General features: G+C 58.9%; 20 protein-coding genes. All 20 read left to right on the forward strand.

The genetic code is table 11. The annotated features are described in order from the left end of the window. Positions 1-80: 80 nt before the first annotated feature. The 20 genes from ACSQ8R_RS06850 (at position 81) to ACSQ8R_RS06945 (ending at position 12795) form a co-directional block, all read left to right on the forward strand. The gene (locus tag ACSQ8R_RS06850; protein ID WP_436252656.1) at positions 81-401 is read left to right on the forward strand and encodes a winged helix domain-containing protein; all 321 of its coding nucleotides are present in this window, start codon (positions 81-83) and stop codon (positions 399-401) included. Next, positions 401-586, forward strand: a complete 186-nt coding sequence (locus tag ACSQ8R_RS06855) for a hypothetical protein (RefSeq protein WP_436252657.1) — start codon at positions 401-403, stop codon at positions 584-586. The genes ACSQ8R_RS06850 and ACSQ8R_RS06855 overlap by 1 nt, the downstream gene beginning before the upstream one ends. Further along, positions 579-1376 (forward strand): helix-turn-helix domain-containing protein, encoded by a 798-nt coding sequence (locus tag ACSQ8R_RS06860; RefSeq protein WP_436252658.1) that lies wholly within the window; start codon positions 579-581, stop codon positions 1374-1376. Before ACSQ8R_RS06855 ends, ACSQ8R_RS06860 begins: the two co-directional genes overlap by 8 nt. Then, positions 1373-1639, forward strand: coding sequence for a DUF6074 family protein (locus tag ACSQ8R_RS06865; RefSeq protein ID WP_436252659.1), 267 nt, complete (start codon positions 1373-1375; stop codon positions 1637-1639). Before ACSQ8R_RS06860 ends, ACSQ8R_RS06865 begins: the two co-directional genes overlap by 4 nt. Continuing rightward, positions 1636-2667: a hypothetical protein gene (locus tag ACSQ8R_RS06870; RefSeq protein ID WP_436252660.1), complete on the forward strand. Its 1032-nt coding sequence runs from the start codon at positions 1636-1638 to the stop codon at positions 2665-2667. The genes ACSQ8R_RS06865 and ACSQ8R_RS06870 overlap by 4 nt, the downstream gene beginning before the upstream one ends. Then, a complete protein-coding gene (locus ACSQ8R_RS06875) occupies positions 2664-3173 on the forward strand; it encodes a ribonuclease H family protein (RefSeq protein WP_436252661.1) in 510 nt (169 codons plus the stop codon). The genes ACSQ8R_RS06870 and ACSQ8R_RS06875 overlap by 4 nt, the downstream gene beginning before the upstream one ends. Before the next feature lie 64 nt (positions 3174-3237). Next, entirely contained in the window at positions 3238-3750 is a 513-nt protein-coding gene (locus ACSQ8R_RS06880; protein ID WP_436252662.1) for a transcription termination/antitermination NusG family protein, read from the forward strand. A 372-nt stretch (positions 3751-4122) separates the two neighbouring features. Next, entirely contained in the window at positions 4123-4455 is a 333-nt protein-coding gene (locus ACSQ8R_RS06885) for a hypothetical protein (RefSeq protein WP_436252663.1), read from the forward strand. A 62-nt stretch (positions 4456-4517) separates the two neighbouring features. Further along, positions 4518-4784, forward strand: a complete 267-nt coding sequence (locus ACSQ8R_RS06890; protein ID WP_436252664.1) for a hypothetical protein — start codon at positions 4518-4520, stop codon at positions 4782-4784. A gap of 278 nt (positions 4785-5062) precedes the next feature. Continuing rightward, on the forward strand, positions 5063-5251 hold the full coding sequence (locus tag ACSQ8R_RS06895) for a hypothetical protein (RefSeq protein WP_436252665.1): 189 nt from the start codon (positions 5063-5065) through the stop codon (positions 5249-5251). Positions 5252-5328: 77 nt separating this feature from the next. Continuing rightward, a complete protein-coding gene (locus ACSQ8R_RS06900) occupies positions 5329-5670 on the forward strand; it encodes a hypothetical protein (RefSeq protein WP_436252666.1) in 342 nt (113 codons plus the stop codon). Then, the gene (locus tag ACSQ8R_RS06905) at positions 5670-6101 is read left to right on the forward strand and encodes a hypothetical protein (protein ID WP_436252667.1); all 432 of its coding nucleotides are present in this window, start codon (positions 5670-5672) and stop codon (positions 6099-6101) included. Before ACSQ8R_RS06900 ends, ACSQ8R_RS06905 begins: the two co-directional genes overlap by 1 nt. Next, positions 6101-6619, forward strand: coding sequence for a DNA-packaging protein (locus ACSQ8R_RS06910; RefSeq protein WP_436252668.1), 519 nt, complete (start codon positions 6101-6103; stop codon positions 6617-6619). The genes ACSQ8R_RS06905 and ACSQ8R_RS06910 overlap by 1 nt, the downstream gene beginning before the upstream one ends. Then, on the forward strand, positions 6609-8183 hold the full coding sequence (locus ACSQ8R_RS06915; RefSeq protein ID WP_436252669.1) for a terminase large subunit domain-containing protein: 1575 nt from the start codon (positions 6609-6611) through the stop codon (positions 8181-8183). Before ACSQ8R_RS06910 ends, ACSQ8R_RS06915 begins: the two co-directional genes overlap by 11 nt. After that, complete coding sequence (locus ACSQ8R_RS06920) at positions 8184-8399, forward strand: hypothetical protein (protein WP_345921952.1); 216 nt, start codon at positions 8184-8186, stop codon at positions 8397-8399. Next, positions 8399-10075 (forward strand): portal protein, encoded by a 1677-nt coding sequence (locus tag ACSQ8R_RS06925; RefSeq protein ID WP_436252670.1) that lies wholly within the window; start codon positions 8399-8401, stop codon positions 10073-10075. The genes ACSQ8R_RS06920 and ACSQ8R_RS06925 overlap by 1 nt, the downstream gene beginning before the upstream one ends. Before the next feature lie 44 nt (positions 10076-10119). Further along, entirely contained in the window at positions 10120-10527 is a 408-nt protein-coding gene (locus tag ACSQ8R_RS06930; protein ID WP_436252671.1) for a hypothetical protein, read from the forward strand. Continuing rightward, on the forward strand, positions 10448-11437 hold the full coding sequence (locus tag ACSQ8R_RS06935; protein ID WP_436252672.1) for a hypothetical protein: 990 nt from the start codon (positions 10448-10450) through the stop codon (positions 11435-11437). Before ACSQ8R_RS06930 ends, ACSQ8R_RS06935 begins: the two co-directional genes overlap by 80 nt. A 200-nt stretch (positions 11438-11637) precedes the next feature. Further along, on the forward strand, positions 11638-12474 hold the full coding sequence (locus tag ACSQ8R_RS06940; RefSeq protein ID WP_436252673.1) for a phage capsid protein: 837 nt from the start codon (positions 11638-11640) through the stop codon (positions 12472-12474). A 12-nt stretch (positions 12475-12486) separates the two neighbouring features. After that, complete coding sequence (locus ACSQ8R_RS06945; protein WP_436252674.1) at positions 12487-12795, forward strand: hypothetical protein; 309 nt, start codon at positions 12487-12489, stop codon at positions 12793-12795. Positions 12796-12800 lie beyond the last annotated feature (5 nt).

A 12800-nucleotide genomic window follows, 5' to 3' on the forward strand; every position in this document is an offset into this window, starting at 1 on the left:
CTGCAAGATCAAACCCCACTGCCTCGATCGTAATAACGCCATTTCTGGCGCCACTCCCTACATCAACGGAAGGACCGTCAATGTCTGTTCGTAATAACACGTTCTCGATGAGAGTCCAGATTTTGGACGACAATAACGAGGTTACCAGCAGTCCAATCACAGTCATCGGCCGGGAGTGCTGGACGCTCCGCAAGCTGGTTGATGCTGGCGACAAAGGCGTGTCCAGCCTGGATAACATCGGCCCAAGAACTTCCCATTACGTCTACAAGCTTCGCGGATATGGCTTCGCAATCGAGACGGTGCATGAAAAGCATGGTGGCGATTTCCCGGGCTCGCATGCTCGGTACAGGCTTCATAGCAAGCTTCATATCCTCTCCGACATGGTGAGGGCCGCGGCTTGATGGGTGAGGTTCAAGAAGACAGCAGGGTCAGCGCCGCGGCGCGCTGGCTCTCAGAGCAGACGGTGGCGCCGCCCAATCCAATCACTGCCATTCGCCAGAAGTTCAGCCTCACGGCTCTCCAGAGCTGCGAAGTCTGCAAGCTGGCGCAGGAAATCCGTTCAGGAAGGGGAAAGCTGAATGGCTAAGGCTCCAGGCAAGGGTCAGAAGATGCAGGCCCTCTATGCGCTGCATTGGGTGCCGAAGCTCGCGCCAGCTTCGCGAACTGTCGGGGCTTGGCTGATCTGGCATGCCAATGCGGCGACTGGTCGCTGTGATCCGGGGCAAGCAAGGTTGCGCGACGAAACGGGATTTTCCCGCAGAACAATTCAGACCGCAGTTCAGCAGCTCATTGAGCTAGACGTTGTGTCCAGGAAGCTGCGAAAGAATGAAAGCAGCTCTTATGAAATTAGTTGGAAACGACTGAGCGAGGTTGTTTCCGAATATGAAGGGAAAGCTAAGAGCAGGGTCGCGGTCGTAACCACAAATCAGCGGAAAGAGAGATTGAGCAAGAAAGTAGGCGCAGAAAATTGCACCTACCAGGCGCAGGAAATTGCGCCTAGCCTGGCGCAGGAAACTGCACCCAAACTCTCGGAAGTGAACTCTGGGAAGAAACCCATGTTCCGGGTCGGCGTCACTTCCGAGAAATCGGAAGACGACGTATCCCTATCTATGCTTCGCTCTGAAGCAAAAATAGAAGAGGACGACGCGGTCGGTCGTCGTATCCTCGCAACCCGTGAAGATTACGGGTTCCTCGGTTCCCTCGACAGGGAAGTCAGTGCCGGCCGGCGTTTCAGCCGCGGCCTAGCGGAGGACATCCGCCGTCGCCTCGAAGAGATCCACGAGGGAGGAGACGAAGACCACCACCAGGGGGACCCGATACTTGGGCGAGCCTACCGGCTTATCGAAACTGAGTTCGATAGAGAGGAAGCAGCATGACCTTGATCATACCGTTCCCGTCGAAACGACGCTCCGGACATGCCCGAAAAATAGCCGATCAGCTGTCCAGGTCGCGCAGCGACCGCGAGGCCGAACACATCCTGTCGCGCGCACTTAATGCCTATGAACGGCAAATGCACAGCGCTTCTATCCCGGATGCGGAGATCGATCTGGAACGCTCGGATTTCATATTCTCGATATATGAAGAATGCCGAAAACTTGGATCGGCTTGGCGCCCGATGATGCCGGGAGAAACGGCATGACCGAAGCTCGCCATCTAGCAATCTTTGATGCAACCCCCTCGATCGCGTTTGTCGAGCGGTGGCGGTCCCATGTCGATCATGGCGGAGACCCCGTAGATTTCGAAGGGATTTCCACCGACAAGCCGGCGAACATGGACGGCCTAGTTCTGCTGACCGAGATAACCCGGTTTCGATCGGAGATCCCGTGTCCGCTATGCAGCCCGACGACCCCGAAGTTCCGGCGCGGGCGGCTATCCTACTTCCCCAACGAAAAGACGGTCGCGATTATCGGGCACCGCTGCGCCTCGACGCATATCAGCGATTACGAGAAGGCCGATGACCTATGGAGGAAGCAGAGCGAAAGCCGGCGCTTCGCGCGCGCGTGGCCTGAGCTGCAAAAGATGCTCCCGGATCTGACGGACTACTTCTCGAAAATCGAGCGGGTTCTAAAACCTGTCCAGTGGGTACGGGAACGCCTGGACAAAGACGCGCCCCTGTTTGCCGAGCGGCTTTACAGGGAACTGAAGTGGAGCCAGGGCGAAATCCGCATCGCGCAAGACTTCAACATTCGGGACGGCAGCGGCCGGAAGGTGCTCCAGAAAGGCAGCATCGGAACGCTGGCCGGCTTCGAGTTCGTTCGCCCGAACTTCCGGCCTGTCTCCGAACTGGTGAAGATCAGCAGGATACTTGCGGACCTTCAAAAGGACTTGCCGCCGCTGCCCGTGGATGGAACCGGCCATCATCCGACCTTTGACGAAATCACGAAGCGGGGCAAGGAAGCCTATTCGCTGCTGAAGAGGCTCCCCGAGCTGCGCAACCTGGCAGCGGATACCAGGCAGTTCTTCAGCGCTGGCAACATAGACATTCTCAAGCAGTGGTTCCGATCGGGGGAATCAATCTTCGCAGAGCTGGAGCTGAAGAAGTCCGGCAACGTCGTGAAGATCCGGGCGAACGGGGCTTGGGGCCACGCCTATTCGAACGTCCTGCTCTTTTCGGAGATGATGGGCGAACTGCCCGGTCCCCGCGCTTTGAAGGGAATTGAACTTTGATCGAAGTCTTTTGCGATGGCGGATGCGAACCGAACCCCGGCGTAGGCGGCTGGGGTTTTGTCGCCTTTCAGGATGGCGCTGAGATCCATAGCGCATTCGGCGGCGACCCGATCGCGACGAACAACACCATGGAGCTAACCGCCGCCCTCAATGCCCTAAGCTGGATGGCGGTGAACTGTGTTGGCCGTGAGGCGGTGCTTTTCAGCGATAGCCAATACACGGTGCGAGGCTGTAACGAGTGGCGGCATTCGTGGAAGGCCAAGAACTGGAAGCGCGGCAAGGAAGAGATCAAGAACCTGGGCCTATGGAAGGCCTTGGATGATGCCCTAACGATCTATCCAACGAAACTTGTTTGGGTCAGGGGCCATTCCGGCAACCCCGGCAATGAGCGGGCCGACGAGCTTTCGATGATGGGCATAGGTCACGTTACGTCGACATCGGCGGGACAGCCTGGGGAAACCGGTGATTATCTTTCGGAAGAATACCGCCGCGTCATGTCCGAATAGTGCAATGATTCCAATAAAGTGCTATGCGTGATGTTAGATCATAACGGACGGAACGAGGTTCAGAATGTGGTTTGTCTTGCGGACGGCTCCAGGTCGCCAATCCCTTGCTCTCGATGAATTGGAAGCAATCGGAATAGACGCAATCGCCCCCGTTATCAGGCGGGAAGTCATGCATTTTCAGACCAAAAGCTGGTCAATGCGGCGGTTTCCATTGTTCAGCGGCTATGTGTTCGCCTGCCTGCATGGCGAGGCTGATTTCGACGCCCTTCGCAAAATGGACCACGTTCAGGCGGTCCTCGGCGGAAGTGACGGGCCTATCCCGATCCCGACGCAAAACGTGATTGCCCTATGCGAGGCCCAGAACCGCGGCGAATACGACATCATGCGCCCGCCCGTCGCCGCATCATTCGCGGCCGATGTCAGGGTTCGGATCGAGTCCGGCCCGCTCGCTGGCGCCTATGCCCGCGTCACCCGAGCCAAGGGCTCCGGCAAGCGCGCCGTGATGGCTATCATCGAAAATGTTGAGAACATGCGGGAAATCGAACTCCGTATTGCAAATCTGAGGCTTGCAGCTTAGATTGTGCACAACTTGATTTGGCCTGATTTGCAGTTGGGGGTCTAAGGATCACCCACGGGGCCACGGGGAAGCTAGTTGCTTTCCTCCCTCCCCAGAAATGCGCCCAAAATTCTGCTCGGTAAGCTCTCCCCAGATCTGGGGACACCTGATGCGAACGAAAAGTTTGCGTCCGCACAGGATTGAACAGACGACAACTTGTCAGCCGTTGCGTTCCCTAAAATCTCCATAGCCGCGAGGTGAAGACATGGCCGTCCGGCTAGGCGTCATCTGCATGCTTCTCGTTCTCGGCGCCTGCCGATCGACAGAGGACCGCTATTGGAGTGACGTGGCGACAATCATTGATCATACGCAGCCCAAGAAGGGAACCGCGCAATGACATGCTTCATCGAACTCGGACATGCTGGCAGCCGTGGCTTCCCCGCCATGGGTCCAAAGCCTGTAGAGCTTACCAGCGGCGCTTTCGGCGTAAAGCTTCCCGGCTCTCATGACCTGATGCTAGTCACCTCGGACGAACCTGGATGGCTTCATGTCTCGAAGGACAGCCACAAGGACAAGGCGGCGGTGGGCAAGTCCCGGCGAATCCTTCCCGGCATCGCTCGCGAGCTTACCGGCATCGGCGGCGGAATGTTCGTCTCCTTCATTGCCGATAGCCAAGGCCACGCAATCGACGGGCCCAAATCTGAGCCGGCTGAAAGCGCCTTGTAACGTTACGGTAACGTGACCGTAACGCCCGTAACGCGTTACACCCTTTAAATTTGGAGACTGACATGCACACCACTCAGGCAATCTTCAGCGCTCTCTTGCTCTCGATCATCGCCGCTGCCGGACTGGTCAAGGGCGTGGATTCGGCGTGGATCTTCGCCGGCATCACGGCAGCGCTCGCGTTCTTCTCGGAAGAGGTTCGCAACACTGCTGTCCGCCGCGGCGATGCCAGCGACTACTATAGCGAACTGCTGACGGCCGGCGCTGCTCTGGCAATGATGTCGTGGGCGACAGGTTTTTCCGCCGCGTTCGCCATCCTCGTCCGACCATGACAGACAAGGGGGAAATCATCCGGTCGAACGCTCGGGTGATCCTCCAGCATGCGCGGGGGAAGAGCAGGGCAGAGCGTGAAATCATGTACGCGAATCTACGACTCGGCCCGTTCTCCTACGTCTTCGCTGCAATAGCTTTGGCTAAGCGCCTGGGGGCTGAACATGACCGCGTTCTCGATGATGCTCGCTGATCCGTCCTGGCACTGCCGCATTGGTCGCGTGACGCTGAAGCCTGGCGCCTCGATGGTCGTCGGCTTCCCATGCGGGAACTTCCTCTGATGCCGCTCCCTGCCAAGAAGCGCGTCGGCCGGTTCGAAGTGGAAGCATCGCAGCCGCATCCGGTATGGATCACGATCCGTAGCGACGGCGACAAGGAAATCCACGGTCTCCAGCTCGAAGACCTGAAAGATCTGCAATACGCCCTCGGCCGCATCATCGACGAGATCGAAGACAGCGAGTCCCGATAGATCTCCTCAAATCTGAGGAGACCGGCATTCCAAGCCCTGCCGCGGGCAAAGCGGTTTTCAATTTACGAGGTGATGAGATGACCGATGAAAGCGCGGGTTCGTCTTTCGATATCTTGGAACTGCATGAAGCCCATACAGGCGGCTATGTGCTGATGTTCAAGAAGGGCTCTAGCGAGGTTGTTGCGCCGTGGGTCTGGACGGCTGGAACCATGTGGGACTTTGTAGCCGTTGCGGCTGACCTGGACGCACTGCAGGAAGCTGCGAAGGGTATCGATCCCCAGAAGGTCGGCCTTGTCGGTATGTTTAACATGGCTCGCCGTGAAATCGAGTACCAGGAGAAGGCCGGAACTCGAAAGCTCGGGTTCTCCTTGCGTGAGACGCGGAAGGTCTCCTTCGCAATTCCGGGGGGTGCCATCTGATGAGCGTAACCCTCGATGAGTTTGCAGCGCAGGTTGACGCGATCTATGCACGGCACACTTCCGCGTTGGTGACGCGGGCGGAGGAGTTCGGCAAGGAGATCGATCAGCTCTGTGCTAGGCTGGAATGTTTTTCCGACAATACTCAGAAGGTCGCCCAGCATATCCTTGCCATCCGCGAAAAGCAGATGGCAAGGAAGTTTTCGGAAAGTCCCTTGGCGCCTAAGGTTCTCGGAAACCTCGCTGGGCCTATCGAACATAGCTTTCGCGAATATGCGGGCTTGTCGTATCAGGCGGCGTCTATTGAGGCGTCCAAACTGATCGCAGCGGCGAACGCCTCCGGGGACTGGACCATCTATCTGCCTGAACGGCTTATCGCCCTCCGGGAAGTCATGCGCCGCCATATGGTCAGCATCGTCAAGGACGCCTCCTGATGAGTGCCCCGATCGGTAACGAGTTCTGGAAGGCTCGCAGCTCACATGGTCGAAAGCCGATCTTCGCCTCTCCGGATGATCTGTGGACGGCCTGCATTGAGTATTTCGAGTGGGTGGAAGCGAACCCGCTCTATGAGGTGAAGGGCTTTGCCTTTCAGGGCGTCGTGACGAAAGAGACGTTCCCGAAGATGCGGGCAATGTCGATCAGTGGGCTTTGCATCTTCCTCGATATCGGCCGGCGATCCTGGGATGAGTACCGCAAGCGCGAAGATTTCCTGCCAGTCTGTGAGGCTGTAGAGGAAACGATCCGGACGCAGAAGTTCGAAGGCGCCTCTGCCGACCTCCTGAACCCCTCGATTATCGCCCGTGACCTCGGTCTGGCCGATCGGTCGGAAGTGACCGGCAAGGATGGCGGCGCGATCGAGACGAAGGAAGTCAGCGATAATGAGCTGGCCCGTCGTATCGGCTTCATGCTGGCAAAGGGCCTGATGTCGGCCAAGGCGTCCAGTGGATCTTAGCGAGGTTCTGGCGGCGCTCAACGCGCTGTCACCGGAAGAACGCGAGGGACTGAAGGCGCTGGCCCTTGAGGGGACAAAGGATCAGATATTCGTTCCTAACCTTGGTCCTCAGACCGACGCCTGGTTCTCCGAAGCAGATGAGACCTTCTATGGTGGCTCGGCTGGCGGGGGCAAGACGGCGCTGCTTTGTGGCCTGGCTGCAGACGAATATCAGCCGGCCTTGATCCTCCGAAGGCAGGCGACACAGGTCAAGGGCATTGAGGATGAGCTTTCCCGCATCCTCGGCACTCGTGACGGGTACAACAGCCAGTCGCATATCTGGCGGCTTCCTGGTGGCGGCACGATCGAACTAGGCGGTGTCCCGAACGAGGCGGACAAAGAGAAATATCAGGGCCGGCCGCATAGGCTCAAAGGCTTCGACGAAATAACGCAGTTCACGGAATCCCAATACCGCTACATCATCGCATGGCTTCGCGATGCGCTCGGCCGGCGGTGCCGTGTGGTCGCGACGGGCAATCCTCCGACCTCCTCGCAAGGCCAATGGGTGATCAAGTATTGGGCGCCGTGGCTCGATCCTTCGCATCCGAACCCTGCCAAGTCCGGCGAACTGCGATGGTTCACGGCGATCGACGGGGAAGACGTGGAAGTCAGCCGCGATTACATCGGCCCGAAGGGGGAGCTTCCCAGGTCTCGAACCTTCATTCGCTCGCGTCTCGAAGACAATCCGGATCTCATGGAAACCGGCTATGCCTCGACGCTGGAAGCGCTGCCGAAGGAGCTTCGGGACCGCCTGAGGGATGGCAACTTCTCTGTCGAGGGCGACGATGACGACTGGCAGGTCATCCCGACACGCTGGATAAAGCTTGCGCAAGCCCGCTGGACGGAAACTCCGCCTGAAGACGTGCCGATGACTGCCGTTGCCGCCGACGTTGCCCAGGGCGGCCCTGACAAGACGCAAATACAGTCCCGGCGCGATTGGTGGTATTCCCGGTTTACCAGCTACAAGGGCGTTGACACTCCGGACGGGCCAACCGTTGCGGGCCTGATCGTCAAGGAAATGCGGGACCGCTGCCGCGTGGTCGTCGATGCCGGCGGCGGATACGGCGGGGACACGCTAACCCAGCTCGCTCATAGCGATGTCGATTGCTACGGCTTCAAAGGCGGCTCGGGCTCAACGTCACATACTCGTGACGGCATGTACGGGTTCAAGAACCTCAGGGCGCAAGCGGTCTGGCAGCTACGTGAGCAGCTTGATCCTGAATACGGCTCTCGCATCGCTCTTCCGCCTGATCCTGAAATGGTGGCGGACCTCTGCTCATACCGCTTCGACATTGTGCCGTCTGGCGCTGGTGAAGTGATCCTGGTCCTGCCGAAGGAAGAGCAAAAGGAATTGCTCGGCCGCTCGCCTGACAAGGGCGACACGACCGTCATGCTGTCGGCCTCGAAGATGGGGGGCCTCAGACGCCCGAAAGCCGCACAAGAGCGCCGGGATATGCGCCACAGGCAATTCAAATCCGTCACGTCCAACAGTGCCATGAAAGACAAACTGCGAGGTAAACGCTAGATGGGTGCTCTCTTCTCCAAACCAGCTTCAGCAAAGATGCCCGATCCCGAGCCGCCGGCTCCGATGCCGGACGCCGACGATCCGCTGGCAAAGCGCAAGCGCCAGCAGAACAACAGGCAGATTCGAACGGGCAGTTCTCAGGCTGCCGATCGACTCGCCCCTGTGCCTGGCACGATTGGCCGTGAGTTCTCGCGCTCAACGCTTGGTGCTCGCTGATGTCGTTCGACAAGGCCGGCCGTGATCTGCTGGAAATCGACGGTCGCATGTTCGCGGCCAAGGAGAGTATCGACAGCCTCCATCAGGAGATTGCCGAGTTCTTCTATCCGGAGCGGGCGAACTTCACGCAAGAAATCACCTATGGGCAGGAGTTCGCTTCTCACCTGACTGACTTCTCGCCCGTGCTGATCCGCCGCGAGTTGGGGAACGCTATCGGCTCCATGGTCCGGCCTGCTGACCGGGAATGGTTCAAGGCTGCAACGTCCAACCCTGATGTTGCTCGGCGCCGCGGTCCTTCGATGTTCCTGGAGTTCATGACGACGGTCAACCGCTCGATCCTGTATTCCAATGACAGCAACTATCGCCGCGCTGCCGGACAGAACGAGCAGGATTTCGCAACGTTCGGCATGGGCTGGACCCAGGTGTCCTATAACAAGGCCCGCGATAACCTGATGTTCAGGACGCACCACGGCAAGGACTGCGCCGGCTCGGAGGGGCCTGACGGTCGTGTCGATCACGTGCACCGCAAATGCGATATGACCGCGCATGCAATGGCCTATTGGTTCGGTGAATCCGAGCTGCCCCAGCCGGTCAAGAATGCGCTGAAGAAGAAGGACACGACCAGCAAGTTCAAGCTGCGTCATATCTTCATCCCGGTTGACAAATACGAGCCTTATCGGAAGTTTCCGAAGGGCGCGAAATGGGCCGATGTCTATGTGACTGAGGGCGGCAAGATCCTTCAGGAACAGCCGGCTTTCACCTTTGACTACATCGTAGACCGCTGGCAGACCGTTAGCGGCATGTTCTACGCCTTCTCGCCGGCAACCATCATTGCCTTGCCACAGGCTCGCATGATCCAACGCATGGCGATGTCCATCATCGAAGCGGCCGAAAAGACGCTCGATCCTCCGGTTATCGCGATGGAAGATGTCGTTACCTCTCCGATCGACCTCAGTTCGCGCGGCGTGACGTACATCGATAGCGAGTATGACGAACGCCTCGGCCCTGCGATCCGGACGGTTGATTTCGGGAAGAACCCAGGCCTCGGCGTCGATGCCCTGACGGATGCCCGTGGCCTGCTGGCTGATGCCTTCTACATCAACAAGCTCCAGCCGATGGCTGCACTTCAGGGCCGGGACATTACCGCCTATCAGGCGTCTCAGGTCGTGCAGGAGTACATTCGCAACGCTCTGCCGCTGTTCGAGCCTATCGAGGACGAGTGGACAGGCCGGACGCTGGATCTCGTCACAGAGAAGGTTATGCGGGCGGGCGGCTATGGCCCTGTCGATGCTAACGGCGTTCCGGTCGATATGCCGGAAGAACTGCTGGGCCAAAACCTCGTTTACGAGTTCAACAACTCGCTCAAGGAAGCCCGCGACCGCCAGACGATCAACGCATTCCACGAAAGCGGCGACCTGATCGCCAAGGCTATGCAGCTTGATCCGACGATGGTCGTCGAGGTGGACGTTCGGCAGTCCTTCCGTGACGCATTCCAGTCCGTTCCCGGCGGTCATGCTGATTGGCTTGTCGATGCTGAACAGGCCGCTCAAAGCCGCGCTCAAGCGCAAGCAGCGCAAGCGCAGCAATCCATGATGCAGCAGGTAGGGCAGGGCGCAGAAGTCGCCGGACAGGTCGGCAACGCTGCCCAGCAGCTCCAGGCGGCCGAAGTCGTTTGACCGTGCCGGGTCGGTATCCCGGGTTTCCATTTCATAGGTGATCGATGGCAGAGCGTGAAACCAAGCGCGCCTATCGTCCGTGGCATCCTGTCCAGGTCAGACCTGACAACAGGGCGCCCGAAAACAATCTCGAAATCCGCAAGGCTGATTGCGTGGCGCTCCAGGCGCTCGCGGCCGGTGTTGCGAGTGAAGACCAGCAGAAACGCGCATGGGCGGCGATCCTCTTCATCAGTGGATTGAACGATATGGTGTGGATGCCGGAAGAGCTTGGCGGGGAAAGGGATTCGACCTTTGCCGCCGGCAAGCAGCACGTGGGCTTTCAGCTTCGAAAGCTCGTCACTTTTCCTTTGAATTTGCTCACAGGTGAGAAACATGACGGACGAGAACACGACCGCAGCAGCGGACGCCCAGCCGACGAACGTAACGCCACCCGCTCAAGGCGGGTCGGCTGATACCGGCAAGGGCGGCAATGCTGCCCCTGCTCCCAAGCCTGGCTTACAGGCCGGGAACGCGGCGGCTGATGTAGGTGGGGCCGGTGCCGGCGCTTCCGACGCTGGCGCCGGTCCTGAGGTAGGCGAGCTGCAGACCTTCCGCGAAATGCTGGCGGGGGGCGATGAGAAGTTTCTGAAGCAGCTCGAACGGTACAAGTCCAAGGAAGCAATTTCCAAGGCTGTCCGCGAAGCTGCCCAGGTTGCCAAGAATGCCGGCAAGGGCGTTTCGCCGCTGACGGACAAGTCAACGCCTGATGAAATCAAGGCCTATCGCGAGGCGGTCGGCATTCCCGACGATCCCGCGGCCTATCCCGTATCCTTCAGGCAGGATTTCGAGGCCTCCGAGTTCGACACGGAAGCGCTCTCCTCCTTCAAGGAGCACATGCACGGAAAGCATGCTGATCCGAAGACGGCGGCGGCGGCGATCGACTGGTTCCAGGACTTCGCGGTTGCGCAGCGCCAAGAGCTTGACGGCAACATGGCGAAGACGGCCAAGGCCACGCAAGCGGCTCTCCGCACTGAGTGGGGCGGTGAATACGACGGCAATATCAGCGCCGCCGCGCAGATCATGACGACGCACCTCGGGGAAGAGGGCTTCGAAAACATGATGGGGCTTCGCCTCATGGACGGCTCCCGGCTCCAGGACAAGCCCGAGTTCGTCAAGATGATGGCGCAGATCGGCTCCGACTATTACGGCGGCAACTCGATCATTACGGGCGATGTCGAAACCACGTCCAAGACAGTCCAAGCTCGGATTGACGAACTGCTGCAACTGCGCGTTTCCGATCCGAAGAAATACAAGAGCGATGAAGTGCAGGAGAAGATTACCAAGCTCTACGCTCAACGCACCAAGCTTAAGGCCCGCAAGTAAGCGGTCTTTCTGACTACCCGCGGCATCCCGGGAACGGCCCCGCAAATCTCCTGAAATGAAAAGCTGATGAGAAAGCCCCGTCTGGCTCGGCCTTGCGGCCCTCTGGCATGTCCAGGGCATCCCGCAAAAGAGCATGACGGCACCCTGTCCAACGGCTGGAAAACCCCCAATCCCATCAATCAACACAAGGATCTAGGTGCATGGCTTATCCCATCACTAAAGACCAATTCGTTGAGGAATGGGTTGTCGCCTTCCAGCGGGGCGAAACCTACCTCAAGGATTCGGTCACAACCGAAGAAGTGCTGTCCGGTCTCACTGCAAAGTTCGCTCTGCAGGCCGCCGCCGGCCGCATGACCTCCCGCGGTACGAACGGTCTCATTCCGTCCCGTAGCCGCACCGACACGCAGCCGACTGTCACCCTCGAAGAAAAGCATTCGAAGGAAACCCGCACCGGCTTCGACGTGTTCACCGCTCCCGCAAACGTTCGCGAAGCGATGCAGAATGCCGGCGCCAACGCTGCAGCTCGCGAGATCGATTACACCATCATCGATGCCCTCGCGACCGCTACAAACTCCTACGCCAGCGGCGCTGCGCAAACCCTGACCTACGGCAAAACCGTCGATGCGCTCTCGGATCTCTTCGAAGCGGATGTCATGGTCGGCAACGAAATCACATGCCTTTGGACCCCGAAGGCATGGGCGCGGCTCCTGACGTTCCAGGAGTTCAAGTCGGCGGACTATGTTGACGAAAAGGTTCTCGTGGGCCTGACGCTTGACCGTCCGAAGATCTGGCTCGGCGCCAAGCACATCATGCACAACGGCCTTCCCGGCAAGGGCACGGCTACGGCTTCGAACTTCATTTTCGCCAAGCCGGCAGTCGGTCACGCCATTGCTCAGGACAACATCATGGTCGGCGTCGGGTACAACGACGAGGACGATTATTCGTACTCGCGTCACACCATTTTCGACGGCGCCGTGATCTTGCAGCAGGCCGGTGTGATCAAGGTCGTCACCGACGACACCGCAGCGTTCAGCTAAGGAGGCGCACACATGGCTTATGTATCTCAGGGCTTCAAGCTCCTCGTTGGCAGCCTTTCCGGTGTTGGGATGACCAATCTCTGGCTGCTCGACTCGACCGATGCCATCGCAACGGTCAACACGTCCAACTATGTGTCGGACGGTTACAAGAAGGGCGCTCGGCAGGGTGACATTGTGCTGGTCCGTACCCGCACAAGCACAATGACGGGCGCTGTAACGGCGGTGCATATCTGCTGGGTCATCGACGAAGCGACGGGCACCGATACGCTCGGCGTGGATCTGACGGACGGCCTGGCCGTCACCGCAACCGACACCGACTAACGTGT

It is taken from the genome of Neorhizobium sp. LjRoot104 (assembly GCF_964253725.1).
In the GTDB taxonomy this organism is placed as follows: domain Bacteria; phylum Pseudomonadota; class Alphaproteobacteria; order Rhizobiales; family Rhizobiaceae; genus Neorhizobium.

What these genes read in the sequence shown, in the direction of transcription:
- ACSQ8R_RS06850 (WP_436252656.1), top strand. Translation starts at nt 81, where the DNA reads ATGTCTGTTCGTAATAACACGTTCTCGATGAGAGTCCAGATTTTGGAC.
- ACSQ8R_RS06855 (WP_436252657.1), top strand. Translation starts at nt 401, where the DNA reads ATGGGTGAGGTTCAAGAAGACAGCAGGGTCAGCGCCGCGGCGCGCTGG.
- ACSQ8R_RS06860 (WP_436252658.1), top strand. Translation starts at nt 579, where the DNA reads ATGGCTAAGGCTCCAGGCAAGGGTCAGAAGATGCAGGCCCTCTATGCG.
- ACSQ8R_RS06865 (WP_436252659.1), top strand. Translation starts at nt 1,373, where the DNA reads ATGACCTTGATCATACCGTTCCCGTCGAAACGACGCTCCGGACATGCC.
- ACSQ8R_RS06870 (WP_436252660.1), top strand. Translation starts at nt 1,636, where the DNA reads ATGACCGAAGCTCGCCATCTAGCAATCTTTGATGCAACCCCCTCGATC.
- ACSQ8R_RS06880 (WP_436252662.1), top strand. Translation starts at nt 3,238, where the DNA reads ATGTGGTTTGTCTTGCGGACGGCTCCAGGTCGCCAATCCCTTGCTCTC.
- ACSQ8R_RS06885 (WP_436252663.1), top strand. Translation starts at nt 4,123, where the DNA reads ATGACATGCTTCATCGAACTCGGACATGCTGGCAGCCGTGGCTTCCCC.
- ACSQ8R_RS06890 (WP_436252664.1), top strand. Translation starts at nt 4,518, where the DNA reads ATGCACACCACTCAGGCAATCTTCAGCGCTCTCTTGCTCTCGATCATC.
- ACSQ8R_RS06895 (WP_436252665.1), top strand. Translation starts at nt 5,063, where the DNA reads ATGCCGCTCCCTGCCAAGAAGCGCGTCGGCCGGTTCGAAGTGGAAGCA.
- ACSQ8R_RS06900 (WP_436252666.1), top strand. Translation starts at nt 5,329, where the DNA reads ATGACCGATGAAAGCGCGGGTTCGTCTTTCGATATCTTGGAACTGCAT.
- ACSQ8R_RS06905 (WP_436252667.1), top strand. Translation starts at nt 5,670, where the DNA reads ATGAGCGTAACCCTCGATGAGTTTGCAGCGCAGGTTGACGCGATCTAT.
- ACSQ8R_RS06910 (WP_436252668.1), top strand. Translation starts at nt 6,101, where the DNA reads ATGAGTGCCCCGATCGGTAACGAGTTCTGGAAGGCTCGCAGCTCACAT.
- ACSQ8R_RS06920 (WP_345921952.1), top strand. Translation starts at nt 8,184, where the DNA reads ATGGGTGCTCTCTTCTCCAAACCAGCTTCAGCAAAGATGCCCGATCCC.
- ACSQ8R_RS06925 (WP_436252670.1), top strand. Translation starts at nt 8,399, where the DNA reads ATGTCGTTCGACAAGGCCGGCCGTGATCTGCTGGAAATCGACGGTCGC.
- ACSQ8R_RS06930 (WP_436252671.1), top strand. Translation starts at nt 10,120, where the DNA reads ATGGCAGAGCGTGAAACCAAGCGCGCCTATCGTCCGTGGCATCCTGTC.
- ACSQ8R_RS06935 (WP_436252672.1), top strand. Translation starts at nt 10,448, where the DNA reads ATGACGGACGAGAACACGACCGCAGCAGCGGACGCCCAGCCGACGAAC.
- ACSQ8R_RS06940 (WP_436252673.1), top strand. Translation starts at nt 11,638, where the DNA reads ATGGCTTATCCCATCACTAAAGACCAATTCGTTGAGGAATGGGTTGTC.
- ACSQ8R_RS06945 (WP_436252674.1), top strand. Translation starts at nt 12,487, where the DNA reads ATGGCTTATGTATCTCAGGGCTTCAAGCTCCTCGTTGGCAGCCTTTCC.